General features: G+C 73.0%; 14 protein-coding genes. 6 read left to right on the plus strand and 8 right to left on the minus strand.

Features of this window, described 5'->3' with window-relative positions; all coding sequences use genetic code 11:
• Window positions 1–46: 46 nt before the first annotated feature.
• The 3 genes from ABD366_RS28730 to ABD366_RS28740 all read right to left on the minus strand — a co-directional run bounded on the left by ABD366_RS28730 (window position 47) and on the right by ABD366_RS28740 (window position 7705).
• Complete coding sequence (locus ABD366_RS28730) at window positions 47–1792, minus strand: pyruvate dehydrogenase (RefSeq protein WP_324767924.1); 1746 nt, start codon at window positions 1790–1792, stop codon at window positions 47–49.
• A gap of 64 nt (window positions 1793–1856) precedes the next feature.
• Window positions 1857–3674, minus strand: a complete 1818-nt coding sequence (locus ABD366_RS28735) for a protein phosphatase 2C domain-containing protein (protein WP_425576984.1) — start codon at window positions 3672–3674, stop codon at window positions 1857–1859.
• Between the two features lie 266 nt (window positions 3675–3940).
• Entirely contained in the window at window positions 3941–7705 is a 3765-nt protein-coding gene (locus ABD366_RS28740) for a S8 family peptidase (protein ID WP_324769709.1), read from the minus strand.
• Window positions 7706–7916: 211 nt separating this feature from the next.
• On the opposite strand from ABD366_RS28740, the gene ABD366_RS28745 reads away from it, so the two are divergent.
• From ABD366_RS28745 to ABD366_RS28770, 6 genes are all read left to right on the plus strand, one after another.
• A complete protein-coding gene (locus tag ABD366_RS28745; protein ID WP_324769710.1) occupies window positions 7917–8897 on the plus strand; it encodes a helix-turn-helix transcriptional regulator in 981 nt (326 codons plus the stop codon).
• A 145-nt stretch (window positions 8898–9042) separates the two neighbouring features.
• A complete protein-coding gene (locus ABD366_RS28750) occupies window positions 9043–9525 on the plus strand; it encodes a DUF456 domain-containing protein (RefSeq protein ID WP_324769712.1) in 483 nt (160 codons plus the stop codon).
• 173 nt (window positions 9526–9698) lie between these two features.
• A complete protein-coding gene (locus ABD366_RS28755; RefSeq protein ID WP_324769713.1) occupies window positions 9699–10382 on the plus strand; it encodes a DedA family protein in 684 nt (227 codons plus the stop codon).
• An 11-nt stretch (window positions 10383–10393) separates the two neighbouring features.
• Entirely contained in the window at window positions 10394–11539 is a 1146-nt protein-coding gene (locus tag ABD366_RS28760) for a sensor histidine kinase (RefSeq protein ID WP_324769715.1), read from the plus strand.
• Window positions 11530–12174 carry a response regulator transcription factor gene (locus ABD366_RS28765; protein WP_324769716.1) on the plus strand — a complete coding sequence of 215 codons (645 nt, stop codon included), beginning with the start codon at window positions 11530–11532 and terminating at the stop codon, window positions 12172–12174. Before ABD366_RS28760 ends, ABD366_RS28765 begins: the two co-directional genes overlap by 10 nt.
• Window positions 12175–12177: 3 nt before the next feature.
• The gene (locus ABD366_RS28770; RefSeq protein WP_324769718.1) at window positions 12178–12849 is read left to right on the plus strand and encodes a 4'-phosphopantetheinyl transferase family protein; all 672 of its coding nucleotides are present in this window, start codon (window positions 12178–12180) and stop codon (window positions 12847–12849) included.
• Between the two features lie 31 nt (window positions 12850–12880).
• Here the strand turns inward: ABD366_RS28770 and ABD366_RS28775 are convergent, their stop codons facing one another.
• The 5 genes from ABD366_RS28775 to ABD366_RS28795 form a co-directional block, all read right to left on the minus strand.
• On the minus strand, window positions 12881–13408 hold the full coding sequence (locus ABD366_RS28775; protein WP_324769719.1) for a methylated-DNA--[protein]-cysteine S-methyltransferase: 528 nt from the start codon (window positions 13406–13408) through the stop codon (window positions 12881–12883).
• Entirely contained in the window at window positions 13405–14832 is a 1428-nt protein-coding gene (locus tag ABD366_RS28780) for an Ada metal-binding domain-containing protein (RefSeq protein ID WP_324769794.1), read from the minus strand. The genes ABD366_RS28775 and ABD366_RS28780 overlap by 4 nt, the downstream gene beginning before the upstream one ends.
• Before the next feature lie 504 nt (window positions 14833–15336).
• A complete protein-coding gene (gene rsgA, locus ABD366_RS28785; RefSeq protein WP_324769720.1) occupies window positions 15337–16446 on the minus strand; it encodes a ribosome small subunit-dependent GTPase A in 1110 nt (369 codons plus the stop codon).
• Between the two features lie 277 nt (window positions 16447–16723).
• Window positions 16724–17530: an SDR family NAD(P)-dependent oxidoreductase gene (locus tag ABD366_RS28790; protein WP_324769722.1), complete on the minus strand. Its 807-nt coding sequence runs from the start codon at window positions 17528–17530 to the stop codon at window positions 16724–16726.
• A gap of 96 nt (window positions 17531–17626) precedes the next feature.
• A complete protein-coding gene (locus ABD366_RS28795) occupies window positions 17627–18076 on the minus strand; it encodes an Lrp/AsnC family transcriptional regulator (protein ID WP_324769724.1) in 450 nt (149 codons plus the stop codon).
• Window positions 18077–18218: the final 142 nt, after the last annotated feature.

Raw genomic sequence — 18218 nt, forward strand, 5'->3', positions numbered from 1 at the left:
GCGACGTGCGTCCTGCCGCCCGGGGCCACCGGGCGGCAGGACGCGGTCACGGGCGCGGCACGTTGCGCAGGTTCGAGCGGGCCATCTGGACCATGCGGCCCACGCCGCCGTCGAGCACGATCTTCGAGGCGGACAGCGCGAAGCCCGTCACCATGTCGGCGCTGATCTTCGGCGGGATGGACAGGGCGTTCGGATCGGTGACGATGTCGACGAGGGCCGGGCCCTTGTGCTTGAAGGCGTCCTTGAGGGCGCCCGCGAGCTGCTTGGGCTTCTCGACGCGGACGCCGTACGCGCCCGCGGCCCGGGCGACGGCCGCGAAGTCGGGGTTCTTGTTCGTGGTCCCGTAGGAGGGCAGGCCGCCGACCAGCATCTCCAACTCCACCATTCCCAGTGCCGAGTTGTTGAAGAGGACGACCTTCACCGGCAGGTCGTACTGGACGAGGGTGAGGAAGTCGCCCATCAGCATCGAGAAGCCGCCGTCGCCCGACATGGAGACGACCTGGCGGTGGCGGTCGACGAACTGGGCGCCGATGGCCATCGGCAGCGCGTTCGCCATGGAGCCGTGCGAGAACGAGCCGATGACGCGGCGCCGCCCGTTCGGCGAGATGTAGCGCGCCGCCCATACGTTGCACATACCGGTGTCGACGGTGAACACGGCGTCATCGGCGGCGAGTTCGTCGAGGACGGAGGCGACGTACTCGGGGTGGATCGGCACGTGCTTGTCGACCTTGCGCGTGTACGCCTTCACGACGCCTTCGAGGGCGTCGGCGTGCTTCTTCAGCATCTTGTCGAGGAAGCGGCGGTTGGTCTTCGGCTTCACGCGCGGGCTCAGACAGCGCAGCGTCTCCCGTACGTCGCCCCACACCGCGAGGTCCAGCTTCGAGCGCCTGCCCAGGTGTTCGGGCCGTACGTCGACCTGGACGATCTTGACGTCCTTCTGCGGCAGGAACGCGTTGTAGGGGAAGTCGGTCCCCAGCAGGATCAGCAGGTCGCACTCGTGCGTGGCCTCGTACGCGGCGCCGTAGCCGAGGAGCCCGCTCATCCCGACGTCGAAGGGGTTGTCGTACTGGATCCATTCCTTGCCGCGCAGGGCGTGCCCGACCGGTGCCTTGAGCTTCTCGGCGAACTCCATGACCTCGGCGTGCGCCCCCGCCGTGCCGCTGCCGCAGAACAGGGTGACCTTGCCGGCCTTGTCGATCAGCTCGACGAGCTTGTCGATCTCGGCGTCGCCGGGGCGGATGCTGGGCCGCGACGTGACCAGGGCGGTCTCGGTGCCCTGGTCGGGGGCCTCCTCGTCGGCGACGTCACCGGGCAGGGTGACGACGCTGACGCCGGAGCGGCCGACCGCGTTCTGGATGGCCGTGTGCAGGACGCGCGGCATCTGCTTCGGGCTGGAGATCATCTCGCTGTAGTGCGAGCACTCCTGGAAGAGGCGGTCGGGGTGGGTCTCCTGGAAGAAGCCGAGGCCGATCTCGCTGGACGGAATGTGGGAAGCGAGGGCGAGGACCGGGGCCATCGAGCGGTGGGCGTCGTAGAGCCCGTTGATCAGGTGCAGGTTGCCGGGGCCGCAGGAGCCGGCGCAGGCCGTCATCTTGCCGGTGATCTGCGCTTCGGCGCCCGCCGCGAAGGCCGCGGTCTCCTCGTGGCGTACGTGGACCCAGTCGATGGCGCTGTTGCGGCGGATCGCGTCGACGACCGGGTTCAGGCTGTCGCCGACGACTCCGTACATGCGCTGGACGCCCGCGCGGACGAGGATGTCGACGAACTGCTCGGCGACGTTCTGCTTGGCCATGACTCACGTGCCCCTTCGGAACCGATCGCTGCCTGTCGGTTCCATGAATTCACAAGGGGCGCCGTTACGCCTCCCAAACGGCCGCAGCCGTGCGGTCGTCGGCGTAGCCCTTGACCCGGACCTGGGTGTCCGCGAGGAACGCGGCGAGGCCCGGGGCCTCGTTCGCCTCCCATCGGCGCGCCAGGTGGCGGCCCAGGCCGGGCTCGCCGCGCAGGGGTTCGGCGAGGCCCGCCGTGCAGAGCAGGAGCGTGTCACCCGGCCGGGCTACGGAGGCGCGGAAGCGGAACGGGTCGCGGGGTGGTTCGGGAGCGGGCTCGTACGGGCTGGGCGGCGTGGTGATGCCCAGGTCCATGGTGAGCCGGTCGCCGTCCGTGGTCTCGGCCGGGGGCAGCGATCCGTACCCCACGACGGGGGCGCCGCTCTGCTCGGCGACGCCGGGCTCGATGTCCTGCCACTCGCCGCCGCGCAGCCGGAACAGGCCGCCGTCGCCGACGCCGAAGAACACCCGGGTCCGGCAGGCCGGGTCGGCGGGCACGAGCAGACAGCGCAGGCCGGCCGCGTACTCCTCGGGGCCCAGGCCCTGCTCGGCGGCGCCGGCCCGCAGCTTGCCGAGGCTGCGGTCGGTCAGCCGGTGCAGGCCCGACTTCAGGTCGCCGCGCCGGCCCGCCCGGATGTCCTCGGCCAGGCGGGCGTGGCTGAGCCCCACGGCACGGCCGATCCAGTCGCACGCCTCGGCGGCGGCCCGGTGCGCGCCCGGCGTCGCGCGGGCGCCGGTGGCCATGGCCACGAGGATCAGCGCGCCGGGGCCGCTGCCGAAGCGGGCGGTGAGCAGGCTGTCCCGGCGCGGCTCGCCCCGGTACCGCGCGGAGTCACCGCGCACGGAAGCGGCCCGCAGCGTGCAGCTGCCGTACCGCGCCCCGTCCAGCACGGTGTCGGCCACGAGGTCCTCGAGCTCGTCCGGATCGGCGGCGGGCAGCGCGGTGGGCTCGGCGTCATAGGTGGGCGGACCGTCCCCCACATAGGCCACGGAGAGGCCCGCGGCCCGCTCCCGCTCCGGCTCCGGCTCCGGCGGCAGAAAGGCGCGGGGTTCGGCCCCCGAGGGCTCAGGCAGAGAGGCCCGGAGCTCGACCGGCTCGGGGCTACCGGGCCCACCCGGACGGGGTGCGTCGGGGCCGGCGGACCCGCCCGGACGAGGCCCCTCGGTCATACCGGGCCGGTCCGGGCGGCCCGCGCCGGGCGCGGTCGCCTCGTCCGGGCGCCGGGTCCCAGGGCCCGCGGACTCGCCCTGGAGGGGTGCCGGCGGCCGGTTGGCGTCGGCGGTGGGCTCCCACGAGGGCCGGGCCGGGCCGTCCTGCCGGGGCAGCACCGCCCCGGCGGCATCGGCGGCGGGCCCCCACGAAGGCCCGGCCGAACCATCCTGAAGGGGCACCACCGGCCCAGTGCCCTCGGTCGTGGCTCCCGTAGGAGGCGGAGCAGAACCGTCCTGGCGGGGCACCACCGGCTCAGCAGCCTCGGCAGCAGGCCCCCACGAAGGCCCGGCCGAACCATCCTGAAGAGGCACCGCCGGCCCAGTGCCCTCGGTCGTGGCTCCCGTAGGAGGCGGAGCAGAACCGTCCTGCCGGGGCACCACCGCCCCAGCAGCCTCGGCAGCAGGCCCCCACGAAGGCCCGGCCGAACCATCCTGGCGGGGCAGCACCGGCCCAGCGGCCTCGGTCGTGGGCTCCCCTGGGGGCCCGGGCGAACCGTCCGGGCCCCAGGGAGCCGGCACAGGATCCGGCGGAGCCGCCACCGCTCCGGCCGAGGCGAAGCGGTCGTCCAGGGTGTCCGCGGTCGGGGCCGGCCCGGTGTCGTCGGCGACGTCGGCGGCGGCGTCTTCGTACAGCTGACTCCACCAGTCGTCCTCTTGGGCCGGGCGACGGGTGGGCCTCTCCCCCTGCTGGCTCATGTCCTCATTGTCCACGGCCCGGGCCATACGAAAACGGGGCATCGAGAAAATTCCCCGTACGAAAGGCCCGCCGAGAAGGCCGGCTAAAGGGGGCCAAGAGGTCTGGGAAGAGGTCTGCCAAGGGGTCTGCCAAGAGGTCCGCCGGGCGGCCCCACCCCCCACGGGAAGGACGCCCGGCGGACCGGTTCGGGTGATCGCTCGAACTAGCGCACGTCGTACGCCCGGGTGACCGTCTGGGTGACGGAGTTGCCCCTGGAGTCGGTCAGTTGGGCCTTCAGCGTGACCTGCTTGCCGGAGGCCCCGGCATGGTCCACCGTCGCGGTCCACGCACCACCGCGCCGCGCCGTCTCCGCCTCGGTCCAGGTCTCCCCGCCGTCGTACGAGTACGAGAGCACGACCTTCGTCAGCGCGCCCGGGGTGTACCCGGCGTGCCCCGTCACCGTCAGTCCGATCTTCTGGCCGTCGGCGGCGGCGAGGGTCTTGAACCCGTCCTCCGGCAGGGTCAGGTGCGGGAAGAGCAGCGGGATGCCCTGGGAGTAGACGTCCTCGTCGAGGTGGGAGCGGAACGACCACGTCGTCAGGGTCTCGGGCGAACGGTTCCAGACCTTGGAGCCGATCTTCGCGGTGCGCAGCGTCATCTCGTACGCCGCGTCGTCCGCCGGCACCTCGAAGACCCCGAACGGCCAGCCCGTGTCACCGACGATCTCGCCGTCCCGCTTGAGCCGCACCCCGCCGATGTCACCGAAACCGCCCTGGACGCCCAGGTGTTGGCCGTCGCCCCAGAAGCCGGGAGCGACACCGATGAGGTTGCCCTGCCGCTCGGCCGCGAGGCTCTGCGCACCGGAGTCGTCTAGCGGGGTGGTCGGGGCGAGGGCGCCCCCGTACCACTCCTCGGTGCGGTGCTCGCCCTTCTTGTACGTCCGCACCGGGTCGATCATGAACTCGCCCCACGGGAAGCCGCTGGACACCTGGTGGCCCCAGCCGGTGGCGCCCGCCGAGTAGTACTCGGTGCGCCGCGACGGGGCGGCGACGGTCTCGATGTCCCCGAAGGAGGCGGTGAGCCCGGAGGGCCGGGTGGCGGAGGGGAGGTCGACGTAGTCGGCGGCGGTGCCCATGGCACGGTAGGTCGCCTTGTTCTCGGCGAGCTGGGCGTCGCGGACGCGGTAGGTGCGGTCCGAGCGGAGCTGCCCGGCCTCGGGGAAGGCGAGGTTGTACATGTACGGGCTCTGCGCGGTGGCCTTCCAGCGCAGCGTGGTGGCACCGGCCGCGACCCGCTCGGCGAGCGCCGTTCCTTCCGCCGCCTCCAGGCCGATCATCGGGAGCGGGCCGCCGACGAACCCGACGGACGGGTACCAACGCCCGGGCGCGGCCCGGTGGATGACGACGCCCTTGGCCCCGGCCTTCGCGGCTGCGGTGGCGACGGTACCGGCGCTGCCGCCCTCCGGCAGCTCGACGAGGGCGAGCTTGTCCTCGACGCCGGCCGCGGCCAGTTCCTCGGCGGTGCCGGACTTCGCGTCGACGATCCGGGCGCTGCCGGTGCCGTCGAGGTTGGCCGAGCCGGTGGAGCCGGTCAGCGGGTGCAGCGCGGGGCCGCCCGCGACGGCGAACTCGGTGAACTGCGGGGCGGCGGCGCGCCAGAAGCTGTCGAACTCGAACGTGCCGTCGCTCGCCCGGCCGTCCACGTCGGCGTAGTAGGAGCGGATCGTGCGGCTGCCGGCCGCGGTGCCCGCGTGCAGCCAGCTCTCGTCCCAGCTGCGGGCGAACCCGAGGGTGACGCCGCGTACCTCGGAGGGCTTGTCGGTCTTGACGCTCAGCTTGTGCGCCTTGCGGGCGTCGAGTACGACCGTGGTGTCCCTGCGCAGGTCGAGCTGCGGACGGGCCATGTACGCAAGGGAGTTGATGAGTGTTCCGGTCGTCTCCGGGGTGCCGATGAAGCCGGAGAGGAAGTAGGCGCCGGGGCGCAGCCGGTACGTCTGGTCGGTGGCGCCCTCGTTGGCACGGCGTTCACCGGTGGCGGTGTCGGTGCCGATGACGTCGAGGGAGGACGGGCCGTCGGCCGGCTGTCCCTGACGGTCGATCAACTTGACGCGCAGCGTGACCGTTTCGGGTTCGACATAGAGCGAGAACGGGGTGGAGACGTGCAGGCCGCCGGGTCCGGTGGCGAGCACGCGGCCGGTGACGTCACCGTACTGGGCCGCCTTGAGGGAGGCCGTGGGGTCGAGCTTCAGCGGGACCTCGGCGGTGCCGCCCGACGGGACGGTGACCGTACGCGCGTCCAACCGGGCGACCGTGGAGCGGACAGCGGAGCCGTCGTTGCCGGTGACGCCGTCCACGGACAGGCGCAGCGTGACCGGCGCGGAGGTGGTGTTGGTGTACGGGACGGCGACCGTGGTGCGATCACTCCTGTCCTGCGGCCAGTTGAAGGTGCCGCCCTGGACAACGTCGGAGCCGAGCACCGTCTCGTCGATAGCGGCCTTCACGTCGAGCCGTCCGCCGCCGGTCTCGCGGACGTCACCGGGGATGTCGGCGTCGGCGGACGACACGAGAGCGGCCTTGATCCGCTGGGCGTCCCAGTCGGGGTGGCGCTGCTTGACGAGGGCGGCGGCGCCCGCGACGTGCGGGGTCGCCATCGACGTACCGCTCATGGACCGGTACGCGTACACGCCCCGGCCGCCCGCCGCCGCGGCCGAGATGTCGACGCCCGGGGCGGCGATCTCGGGCTTGAGGGTGTGGGTGCGCTGCACGGGGCTGCGGCTGGAGAAGGCCGCGGTGGAGTCGTCACGGTCGACGGCGCCGACGGTGAGGACGTCGGGGACGCAGCCGGGTGAGGAGACCGAGTTGAGGCTCGGTCCGGCGTTGCCCGCGGCGATCACGAAGAGGGTGTTCTTCGCCGAGCGGGCCAGCTCCTGCGTGGCCTGCGCCATCGGGTCGGAGCAGTCGAGTTCGCCCGGGTTGCCGAGGCTCATGGAGACGACGTCGGCGCCCTCGTCGACGGCCCACTGCATACCGGCGATGATCCACGAGGTGGCGCCGGAGCCGCTGTCGTTGAGGACCTTGCCGTGGAGCAGGGTGGTGCCTGGGGCGACGCCCCTCTTCTTGCCGCCGCTGGCCGCGCCGGTGCCGCCGACCGTGGACGTGGTGTGCGTGCCGTGACCCTGGTGGTCGCCGGCGTCGGCGGAGTCGGTGAAGTTCTTCGACTCGGCGACGCGGCCCTCGAGGTCGGGATGCTCGGTGTCGACGCCCGTGTCGAGGACGGCGACCTTGGTGCCCTTGCCGTCGTAGCCCGCGGCCCAGGCCTGGTCGGTGTGGACCTGCTTGGTCGACGTGTCGAGGAACGACTGCGCCTTCGCGTCGAGCCACACCTTCTTCAGGTCACCGGCGGCGCGGGAGCGGCGCGTGGTGATGTCGGCCCAGAAGTCGGCGGCCTGCTTCTTGTCGGCCTTCAGGGCGACGCCGTCGACCGGGTCGAGGACGAGGCCGCGGTCGGCGCCGCGCGGGGCGGCGGGCACGGAGCGCGCGACGTCGACGGAGGAGTCGTAGGTGGCGATGAGCGGCAGGGTCGGGCTGTGCGCGTCGTCGTAGCCCTGGCGGATCAGGCCGGTGACGTTGAAGAGCTGCTCGTCGACGCGGCCCGCGGCGATGGCCTGGAGCGCGCCGTCCGGGTAGACGTACAGGTCCTTTCCGGACTGGCGGGTCTGGAGCACTCCTGCGCCGCCCTGCGCGGTCGGCAGGGCGGTGGCCGTGCTGCGCCCCTCGGCGTCCGTGGTGACGACGACGCGGTCGCCCGTGACGAGGGTGACCGTGGCGGTGGCGCCTCCCGCTGCCGTGGTGCTGCCCGTCAGGGGGCGGCCGTCGGCCGGGGCACTCCCCTGTCGTGCCCCGGCCGGAGCGGCCGCTGTGACGGCAAGGACGACGGCTATCGCCGTGCCGCGGACGAGCCCCACGGCTGTGCGCGCTGTCGGGCGCATCGCTCTCCCCCAAGTGAAAGCGCAGGTGAATACGGCCCAAAGGGCGCATTTCCGGCGGGTGTTGGTGCTGCGGTGGCGCCACATTGGCAGAGTGATGGCCGGTACAGGGAAGATGGGCGCGGCGGGTTTGTGCCGTGGCCGGTTCCCGCCACCGGGGGACGGAACGGACTGGGCGGGACTGAACGGGCTTGGACGGGAGGGGCATCGCCGCATGCTGGGTGCTATAGGTCTGGATGAGGTGCACGAGTCGGCGTATCGCGCCCTGGTGTCGGTGGGCGCGGCCGATGTGTCCGACCTGGCCCGGCGCCTCGCCCTCGGCGAGTACGACGCCGAGGTCACCCTGCGGCTGCTGGAGCGGCACGGACTCGCCGCGCAGTCCTCGGCGCGGCCCGGCCGCTGGGTGGCCGCCCCGCCGGGTGTCGCCCTCGGCGCGCTGCTCACCCAGCGCCGGCACGACCTGGAGCAGGCCGAACTGGCCGCCGCGCTGCTCGCCGAGGAGTACCGGGCACAGGCCGCCGAACCCGCCGTGCACGATCTGGTCGAGGTCGTGACGGGGGCGGCGGCCGTCTCGCAGCGTTTTCTGCAGATCCAGCTGGGCGCGACCTCGGAGGTGTGCGCCCTGGTCACCGGCAACCCGATCGCCGTGACCGGCATGGAGAACGACGCGGAGCCGCAGGCCGTCAGCCGCGGGGTCGGCTACCGCGTCGTCATCGAGCGGGAGGTCCTCTCCCTGCCGTCCGGGCTGACCGAGCTGTCCGCGGCGATCGGGCGCGACGAGCAGGTCCGCGTCATGGACCGGGTGCCGACGAAGCTGGTGATCGCCGACGGCACGCTCGCCCTGGTCCCGCTGACCTCGCGCGCCTCGGAACCGGCCGCGCTCGTCGTGCACGCCAGCGGCCTGCTCGAATCCCTGTCCGGGCTCTTCGAGGCGGTCTGGCGCCAGGCGCTGCCGCTGCGGCTCGGGGAGGCCGGCCGGGTGGAGGAGGCTGGCGACGGTGGGCCCGACGGCACCGATCTGGAGATCCTGTCCCTGCTCCTTGCCGGGCTGACCGACGTGAGCGTGGCGAAGCAGCTGGACCTGGGCCTGCGGACAGTGCAGCGGCGGGTGAAGCGGCTGATGGAGCTGGCCGGCGTGACGACCCGGCTGCAGCTCGGCTGGCACGCGTACGAACGGGGCTGGGTGGCGCGCTGACGCCCGCGGGCCGGGTGGCGGGTGGTCCGCCGACGTCCGCGAGCCGGGTGGCGGGTGGTCCGCCGACGTCCGACTTCCGGTCCCCGCCTGCTTCCCCCGCTCCCCCTGAACTGCGCGTTCGCGGCATCTGGGGGACCCTTGGCCCATGGGAGCGTGGGAACTCCTGCTGGTCGGGGCCGTGCTGGCGCTCGGTCTGTGCGGGGTACTGGTGCCGGGCGTGCCCGGCTCGTGGCTCGTGTGGGCCGCGGTCGCCGTCTGGACGCTGCGCGATCCGGACGGCCTCGCCTGGGGCGTCCTGGTAGGCGCCACCATCGTCCTGCTCACCGCCCAGGTGGTGCGCTGGCAGTTGCCGCCGCGCCGGCTGCGGCAGGCCGGGGCGACCCGCAAGCTCGCGGTCTGGGCGGGCGTCGGCGCGCTCGTCGGGTTCTGCGTGCTCCCGGTGATCGGCACATTCCCCGGCTTCGTCGGCGGCATCTACGCGGCGGAGCGGCTCCGGCTCGGCAGCCACGGCGACGCCGCGTCCTCCACGCGGACGGCCATGCGGGCGGGCGGCTCCAGCATCCTGGCCGAGCTGTTCGCCTGCCTGCTGATCGTGGGCGCGTGGGCCGGGGCCGTGATCTGGGGCTGACCCTTGATCCGGCGGGTTTTTTTCGGGGTGCGGTTTTCCGCAGGGCACTTCGCGGGAACCCGCACTTTGCCGAACGGTTACCTTCGTTACGGCGCTGAGCTGCGGTTCCTAGCCTGGGTGGAGTCCGGGGCGGCCGCCTCGGACGCCACGACCGCCCTGCCTGGAGCCTTCGTATGCGCTACGTAGAACTGGCCGCCGCCTCGGAGCCGACCGGCGGCGTCGCGGGCTGGGCCGCCGACCTCGTCGATACGTTCGGCGGTCCCGGCGCCGGACTCGCGATCGCCCTGGAGAACCTGTTTCCGCCGCTGCCCAGCGAGGTCATCCTGCCGCTGACGGGCTTCGCGGCAGGTCAGGGCGCCATCTCACTCGTCTCGGCGCTGTTCTGGACGACCCTCGGCTCCGTCGTGGGCGCCGCTGTCCTCTACTGGATCGGCCGGGTCATCGGCCGCGACCGCATGTACGGGCTCTGGGCGCGCCTGCCCCTCGTGAAGGTCTCGGACCTGGAGCGCACGGAGGCCTGGTTCCAGCGGCACGGCACGAAGGCGGTCCTGCTGGGCCGGATGGTGCCGGTCTTCCGCAGCCTGATCTCGATACCGGCGGGCGTCGAGCGGATGCCGCTGCCGAGGTTCCTGGCCCTGACCGCGCTCGGCTCCCTGCTCTGGAACTCGGTCCTGGTCCTCGCCGGTTACTGGCTGGGCGACCAGTGGGACCTGGTGGAGACGTACGTCGGCGTGATCTCGAAGGTCGTGCTGGCGGTGGTGGCCGTCGCCGTCGTCTCCTACCTGGTCCTGCGTCTGCGGGGCCGTGGCCGGCACCGCGACGGCGACCACCGGCCGGCCGCCCGGCAGAGCCGGTAGGCTCGGCTGCCGTGGGGGTGACCAGGGTGGGGCGTGCGGGGGCCGGAGTGGTTCTCGGCTGTGCCACCGCGGTCGCCGGGCTCGGATACCTGACCGTCGCCGGTACGACCCTCGGGCCCTTTCTCCTGGTGCCGCGCACCCGCCCCGGCGCCCGGCGCGCGTTGACCGCCGGCGCCCGCCGCCTGTGCGCGCTCGACCGGCGCCGCCGCACCGTCCTCTTCGGCGACCGCTTCCCCGCCCTGTACGAGCCCGAGGGCGACAGGGCCCTGCGCCATGTCGCCGCGCAGACGTACGCGGGCCTCCTGACGGCGGTCGTCCTCGGGCTGTTCGCGCTCGGCGCGGTCCTCGCCGCGGTCCTGATCATCTCTTTGGTCCGCGGTGGTGTGAGCGTCCTGGAGCTCCTCGGCCAGAGCGCCCTCGGCGGAGTCTTCCTCTTCCTCGGGGTGCAGGGCTTCCTCTCCCTCTACGCCCTCGACACCCGGCTGGCCGCCACCGCCTTCGGCCCCTCCGAGCGGGAGCGGCTCCAGCAACGTATCGACGAACTCGCCGCGGGGCGCGCCGCGATCGTGCACGCCGTCGACGCGGAGCGCCGCCGTATCGAGCGGGATCTGCACGACGGCCTCCAGCAGCGCCTGGTGGCGCTCGCCATGCTGCTCGGCCGGGCCCGCCGCCCCGGTCGCACCCCCGAGCAGGCCGCGGAGCTGCTGCGCCAGGCCCACGAGGAGTCGGGGGCCGTACTCACCGAGCTGCGCGAGGTGGCCTGGCGGGTGTACCCGTCGGCGCTCGACGGGCTCGGTCTGCGGGAGGCGCTCGGCGGGGTGGCGGAGCGCAGCCCGGTGCCGCTGCGCCTCGCGTGCGACGTGCCGGACGCGCTGCCCGCCCCCGTCGAGGCCGCCGCCTACTTCGTCGTGTCCGAGGCCGTGACGAACGCCGCCAAGCACTCCCGGGCCACCGCCATCTCCGCTCGACTGGATGTGGCAGAAAGCGTGTTGACGGTGTCCGTACGGGACGACGGGTGCGGCGGCGCCACCACGGCGGGCCCCGGTACCGGTCTCGCCGGGCTGCGCGGCCGCGTCGAGGCGCTCGACGGCCGGCTGCGCGTCACCAGCCCCCTCGGGGGACCCACCGTCGTCACCGCGGAGCTGCCGTGCGCCTGATCATCGCCGAGGACTCGACCCTGCTGCGGGAGGGCCTGGTGCGGCTGCTCGCCGAGGAGGGGCACGAGGTCGTCGCCGCGTTCGGTGACGCCCGCACGCTGCCCGAGGCCGTCGAGAAGCACGCGCCCGACGTCGTGGTCGTCGACATCCGGATGCCCCCGACCCATACCGACGAAGGTCTGCGCGCGGCTCTGGAGATCCGGGAGCGGCGCCCGTCGACCGGGGTCCTGGTGCTGTCGCAGCATGTCGAGCGCCGCTACGCCACCCAGTTGCTCGCGGGCGGCGCCGAGGGCATCGGCTATCTGCTGAAGGACCGGGTGGCGCAGGTCGGGGAGTTCCTGGACGCGCTGGAGCGGATCCACGCGGGCAGCACGGTCATCGACCCGGACGTCGTACGGCAGTTGGTGGGCCGCTCCAGCCACACCGATCTGCTCGACCGGCTCACACCGCGGGAGCGTGACGTCCTCGAGGTGCTCGCGCAGGGCCATACGAACGCGGGGATCGCCGACCGCCTCCACCTCTCGCTCAGCGCCGTGGAGAAACATCTCAACACGGTCTTCGACAAACTCGACCTGCCGCGCACCGCCGCCCACAACCGCAGGATCCTGGCTGTCCTGCGCCATCTGGAAGCCTGATTCATGGACAATGTAAGGGAGTTGAGGTTGCCCGGCCCGGGCGGCGCCCGGCTGTGGCTGGTGCACACCGACGCCGGAACCGGCGACGGGGCGGGCGTCCTCGACGCGGACGAGCGGCGGCGCGCCGCGGCCTTCCGCTTCGACCGGCACCGGGTGCGGTACGTCGCCGCGCACGTAGCACTGCGCCACATCCTGGGCGACCGGCTGGGCCGCGCCCCGGAATCGCTGCGCTTCGTACGCCAACCCTGCCCGGGCTGCGGCGAGTTGCACGGACGTCCCGCGCTCGCGGAGGCTCCGGACGTGCACTTCTCCCTCTCCCACAGCGGCGATCTGGCCCTGGTGGCGCTCGCTGCCGCGCCCGTCGGCGCGGACGTGGAGGAGCTGACGGGTCCGTCGGTCGCCGACGAGCTGACGGCGGTGCTGCACCCTCGCGAGCGCGCCGAACTCGCCGCGTTGCAGAGCCCGTCGGAGCGTGCTCTCGCCATGGCCCGCACCTGGGTGCGCAAGGAGGCCTACCTCAAGGGGCTCGGCACGGGCCTCTCCCGCGCGACCGACCTCGACTACGTGGGAACGCTGACCGGCTCCCCCGGCGCGCCCGGCGGCTGGTCGCTGTGGGACGTCCCGGTGCCCGAGGGGTACGCGGCGGCGGTCGCGCTCAGCCCGCCGCAACCCTGAGGAGACCGGAACCCCGGGCAGACCCGGGCGCTCACTTCGGGAGGGAGCCCTCCAGCGTGAGCAGTCGTACCTTGCGTTCCAGGCCGCCCGCGTAACCGGTGAGCGATCCGTCGGCGCCGATCACCCGGTGGCAGGGGCGCACGATGAGCAGGGGGTTGGCGCCGACCGCGCCGCCGACGGCCCGCACGGCGACGCCCGAGGCGCCGATGCGTGCGGCGACGGCGCCGTAGGAGGTGGTCGCCCCGTACGGCACCTCGTCGAGCGCGTCCCACACGCGCCGCCGGAACTCCGTGCCCTTGGGCCTCAACTCCAGTTCGAAATACTCGAGTTCACCGGCGAAGTAGGCGGCGAGCTGCCGTGTCGCCTCGCCGAACCGCGCGGGGTCGTGCACCCCGCCGTCCCGGAGGTCCTCGACCGTCCGGCCACGCTTCTGCCCGGGCACGGACAGGGAGGTGAGGGCGCCGTCGGAGTCGGCGGTCAGCAGCAGTTCACCGAGGGGGCTCGCGACAGTGGTGTAGTAGACGGTGGTGCGATCGTCGGTCTCGCTGAGTGTGCTCACAACTGTCCTTCTACGATGAGGTGTTGACGGGCGTACGACCGCCAGGGCCGCCAGGTGTCGGCGGCGATGCCGTCGCCGGGCACCGCCACGTCGGGGTCGCCGAGGGCGCGCAGCCGGATCAGTGCGGCGGTGCGGGCGTCCATGCCGGGCAGGGACCGCAGCGCCTCCTCGGCGTCGTCGCGGTCGGCGCCCGGGTCCAGGGCCAGGGTGCCGTCGGCGAGGGCGCGGGCCAGCGCGCCGAGGGTGCCGGGCTCGTCGGCGAGGGCGTCCGGCGTGGGAAAGAGCCGGTGCAGCTCGCCGCAGGGCGCGTCGAGCCGCTTGCCGTACCGCGCGACGAGCCGCGCGGACTCCTCCGGCCCGGCGAGCAGCCGCACCGCCAGCTCCTCGGGGTCGGCGGCGCCCGGCGAGCGCAGGCCGGGCCGGGCGGCGACCAGCGGGGCCAGCAGCGGATCGCCGCCGAGCCGCTCGTCGATCGCGTACGGGTCGGAATCCAGGTCGAACAGGCGGCGCAGCCGGCCCACGGCCGTGGTCAGGTCCCGCAGATCGGTCAGGTGGATCCGGGCGTCAAGCCAGCCGCCACGGTGCTCGGCGTGCGTCCCGGGTTGCTCGTGCCCCGCCTCGTCGACCGAGACGATGCCCGTGCCGTACGGCAGCCGCAGTGTCCGCCGGAACATGCGCGAGCCCTGCTCACCGGTCAACTCCTCGATGCTGTTGAGGAGTTCGCGCCCGAGCAGATCGAAGACGGGCTCCGCCCGGTAGGCACCGCGGTGGGCCAGGCGCAGCGGGATGCCGGCGGTGGCGGCGACGGCGCGCCGTTCCTCGGCACGGCCGGGTGCGTCGGCACGCAGTTGCGTGGGCGTGCGGGCGTAGACCTCGCGGATGGTGTCGTTGAACTGCCGGACGCTGGCGAAGCCGGCCGCGAACGCGATCTCCGTGACCGGCAGCGGGGTCGTCTGCAGCAGCACCCGTGCGGTGTGGGCGCGCTGGGCGCGGGCGAGCGCGACGGGACCTGCGCCCACCTCCGCGGTGAGCTGCCGCTGGACCTGGCGCGCGCTGTAGCCGAGCCGCACGGCGAGCCCGCCCACGCCCTCCCGGTCGACGATGCCGTCCCCGATGAGCCGCATCGCCCGGCCGACGACGTCCGCCCGCACGTTCCACGCGGCGGAGCCGGGCACGGCGTCCGGGCGGCACCGGCGGCAGGCCCGGAATCCGGAGCTCTGCGCGGCGGCGGCCGAGGCGTAGTACCGCACGTTCTGCCGCTTCGGGGTGACCGCGGGGCAGCTCGGGCGGCAGTAGATGCCGGTGGTTTCGACGGCGAAGAAGAACTCCCCGTCGAACCGGGCGTCCCGGCTGCGGACGGCTTCGTAGCGGGTGTCTTCGTCTGTGCCCTTGTCCGTGCCCTTGTCCGTGTCCTGGTCGGTCATCACGCATCCAGTGTGCGCTTGCGCTCCGCTGGGGGCTGGCGGGTTTCGGACGCGGCGTTCTTTGGGGGCGGGATGGCTGGCTGCGGGCCGGTAGGGCTGGTTGCGCAGTTCCCCGCACCCCTGGGAAGTTTTCCGTCCGCGGCCCGGTGGGGCTTCTCGCGCAGTTCCCCGCGCCCCTGAGAGGCACACTTCGTGCGCCATCTTCAGGGCCGCCCCTGGGGCGCGGGGAACTGCGCGAGCAACCACGCCGACGCGGCACCCGCAAACCCTTGGGGCTGCGGCGCAGCCGCATGCTCCAGGGGCGCGGGGAACTGCGCGAACAACCACGACGGCGCTGCAGCCGCAGAACAACCCCTCAAGGGGCGCGGGGAACTGCGCGAACAACCACAACGGCGGGACAGCCACAGAACAACCCCCCAAGGGGCGCGGGGAACTGCGCGAACAACCACGACGGTGGGGCAGACGCATCCGCCCCGCACCCCTACGGCGAGTAGAACCGTCCCCCTACATGGACCGCCCCCTCTTGGCCTCGAGCGCCGCCCGCCCGGCGACCCCGCGCTGCTTCCAGACCTTCCGCAACTCCCCCCGCAACCTCGCATCCGTCCGGGCGGCAAGCCGCTGGTTCTCGCGCAGCAGCTTGCGGTAACTGTCCAGCCGCCGCTGATGAAGCGTCCCGTCGGCAAGAGCGGAAAGCACCGCGCAGCCCGGCTCGACGGTGTGCGAGCAGTCCTGGAAGCGGCAGTCCTGGGCGAGCACCTGGATCTCGGAGAAGACCTGCTCGACGCCGGACTCCGCGTCGTAGAGGCCGACGCCGCGCAGCCCCGGCGTGTCGATGAGGACACCCCCGTCGGGGAGGACGAAAAGGTTGCGGGTGGTCGTCGTGTGCCGTCCCTTGCCGTCGATGTCGCGGACGGCCTGGACCTCCATCAGGTCGGCGCCGAGCAGCGCGTTGGCCAGCGTGGACTTCCCGGCGCCTGACTGGCCGAGCAGCACGGAGGTGCCGCCGGCCACGACGGCCCGCAGGACGTCGGTGCCGTCACCGTCGTGGGCGCTGACGGGCAGCACCTGGACGCCGGGCGCGGCGGTCTCGACGTCGGAGACCAGGTAGGACAGTGTCACGGGGTCGGACACGAGGTCCGCCTTGGTGAGGACGACCAGCGGCTGCGCGCCGGATTCCCAGGCGAGCGCCAGGAACCGTTCGATGCGGCCGAGGTCGAGCTCGTCGGCGAGGGAGACGGCGATGATCGCGTGGTCCACGTTCGCGGCGAGGATCTGCCCCTCGGACCGCTTGGAGGACGTGGACCGCACGAAGGCGGTGCGGCGCGGCAGATACGCCTGGACGTAGCGCGGATCGCGGTCGCCCGGGTCGACGGCGGCCCAGTCACCGGTGCAGATGACCTTCATGGGGTCGCGCGGTACGACGTACTCGGTGTCGGCGTGCACGGTCCCGTCGGGCGTGATGAGGTCGCACCGCCCGCGGTCGACGCGCAGCACCCGGCCGGGCACGAGTCCGCGCTCGGCGTACGGGGCGAACTCGGCGTCCCAGTGGGTGTCCCAGCCGTAAGGGGCGAGGAGGGATCGGTCGGAGCTGGAGGACTCGGAGCTGGAAGACAAGGGGTGACCCTTCGAGGGGCGGCCCCGGCGAAAGAAAGCGAGCGGATCGGCTCAGCCGGTGGCCACGGAGGTGGACTGAATGAACTTCCGGATGCGGGCAGCGCCCGTCGCCATGACAGTCATCGGTCTCCACCTCCCTGATCTCAGCTCTCGGTTCCCCGGCCCGGGCGGCGGACCGCCCGGGAACGAGACGACCGTAGCCGCGAACGCCCACGGCACGCCACACCTTTTTTCGCGTGCGGCTCAGCCCTCTCCCGCAGGCCGCTCAGGTCCCTGCTCAGGTCCCTGCTTTGGCCTGGGCCGAGATGCCGCCGTCCACGGGCATCGCGGTGCCCGTGACGAACGAGGCGCGGTCGCTGCACAGCCAGAGCGCCGCCTCCGCGATCTCGCTGGGCGCCGCCATCCGCTTCTGGATCTGCGGGGCGATGAACGCGGTCTCGAGCACCGGCATCTGCCGTACGACGTCGTCGATCATCTCGCTGCGCGTCGTGCCCACGACGAGCGCGTTGACGCGGATGCCGTGCTCCCCGTACTCGGCGGCGGCGCCGCGGGTGATGCCGAGGACGGCGTGCTTGGCGGCGACGTAGGCCACGGACGCGCCGGTGGCGTAACGCCCGGCCGTGCTACTGGTGTTGACGATGGAGCCGCCCCCGCCGGCCAGCATGACCGGGAGCTGCTGCTTCATGCAGTTCCACACGCCGCCGACGTTCACGTCCATCGTGCGGGTGAACACCTCGTCGTCCATCTCGTGCAGGGACTTCTCCACCGTGGCGTACCCGGCGTTGTTGAACGCGCAGTGGAGCCCGCCGAAGCGGTCGACGGCCGTCTCGACCGCGCGGCGCGCGTCGTCCGGCCGGGTCACGTCGCCCACGGCCGCCGCCGCCCGGCCTCCGTCCGCCTCGATCTCCGCCACGAGTTCCGCGAGCCGGTCGCCGCGCCGCGCCATGAGGACGACGGCGGCGCCCTCGCGCGCGAACAGGCGGGCGGCAGCGGCCCCGATCCCGCTCGACGCTCCGGTGATCATCGCCACCCGGCCCGCGAGCAGGCCCTGGTGTCGTTCTTCCGTGCTCTCCCGTTCGGTCATCGTCCGAGCATACGAGGAGAACGGCGACCGGCCACGGCAGCCCCAAATACCCTGGGCGGCACATGCGTTGAAATCCCCCTCACCGGCCGGTGGCCGTCAGACGGGCAGCCCCCGCGGCTCCTTCACGCGCTTCATGATGATCTGCGAGTTCACCTCGGTGACCCCGTCGAGCGTGGTGAGGCGCTCGATCCACAGCCGTTCGTACGCGGCCAGGTCGGCGACCGCGATGCGCAGCAGACAGCCGGGGCTGCCGAAGAGGCGGTAGGCCTCGATGACGTCCGGGATGTCCTGGAGCGCGCGCTCGAAGGCCTCGACGGCCGCGCGGTCGCGGCGCACCTCGATCGAGACGAGGACCTCGAAGCCGCGGCCGACGGCCGCCGGGTCCACGATCGCCCGGTACCCCTGGATCACGCCGTCCTGCTCCAGCTGGCGGACCCGGCGCATACAGGGCGACGGGCTCAGACCGACCCGCTGGGCCAGCTCCTGATTGCTGAGACGGCCGTCGCTCTGAAGCTCGCGCAAGATATGCAAATCAATCCGGTCCATGACGCAATTGTGCGCCATGGAATCCGCGATCATCAGCCATGATTCGCAATCCGATTGCGCCCTGGTCGCATTATCCTTGCTGAAGATCGAACGTGCATACGCTCTCCGCCCGGGCGTCGCACCCACACCCCCTTCGCGAGGC

The sequence above is a fragment of the Streptomyces kunmingensis genome (assembly GCF_039533535.1).
Taxonomy (GTDB): domain Bacteria; phylum Actinomycetota; class Actinomycetes; order Streptomycetales; family Streptomycetaceae; genus Streptomyces; species Streptomyces kunmingensis.

Bases quoted from the DNA above. Each gene is read 5' to 3' on its own strand.
- ABD366_RS28740 (WP_324769709.1), bottom strand. From the start codon at position 7,705: ATGCGCCCGACAGCGCGCACAGCCGTGGGGCTCGTCCGCGGCACGGCG.
- ABD366_RS28780 (WP_324769794.1), bottom strand. From the start codon at position 14,832: ATGACCGACCAGGACACGGACAAGGGCACGGACAAGGGCACAGACGAA.
- ABD366_RS28730 (WP_324767924.1), bottom strand. From the start codon at position 1,792: ATGGCCAAGCAGAACGTCGCCGAGCAGTTCGTCGACATCCTCGTCCGC.
- ABD366_RS28755 (WP_324769713.1), top strand. From the start codon at position 9,699: ATGCGCTACGTAGAACTGGCCGCCGCCTCGGAGCCGACCGGCGGCGTC.
- ABD366_RS28750 (WP_324769712.1), top strand. From the start codon at position 9,043: ATGGGAGCGTGGGAACTCCTGCTGGTCGGGGCCGTGCTGGCGCTCGGT.
- ABD366_RS28795 (WP_324769724.1), bottom strand. From the start codon at position 18,076: ATGGACCGGATTGATTTGCATATCTTGCGCGAGCTTCAGAGCGACGGC.
- ABD366_RS28770 (WP_324769718.1), top strand. From the start codon at position 12,178: ATGGACAATGTAAGGGAGTTGAGGTTGCCCGGCCCGGGCGGCGCCCGG.
- ABD366_RS28745 (WP_324769710.1), top strand. From the start codon at position 7,917: ATGCTGGGTGCTATAGGTCTGGATGAGGTGCACGAGTCGGCGTATCGC.
- ABD366_RS28790 (WP_324769722.1), bottom strand. From the start codon at position 17,530: ATGACCGAACGGGAGAGCACGGAAGAACGACACCAGGGCCTGCTCGCG.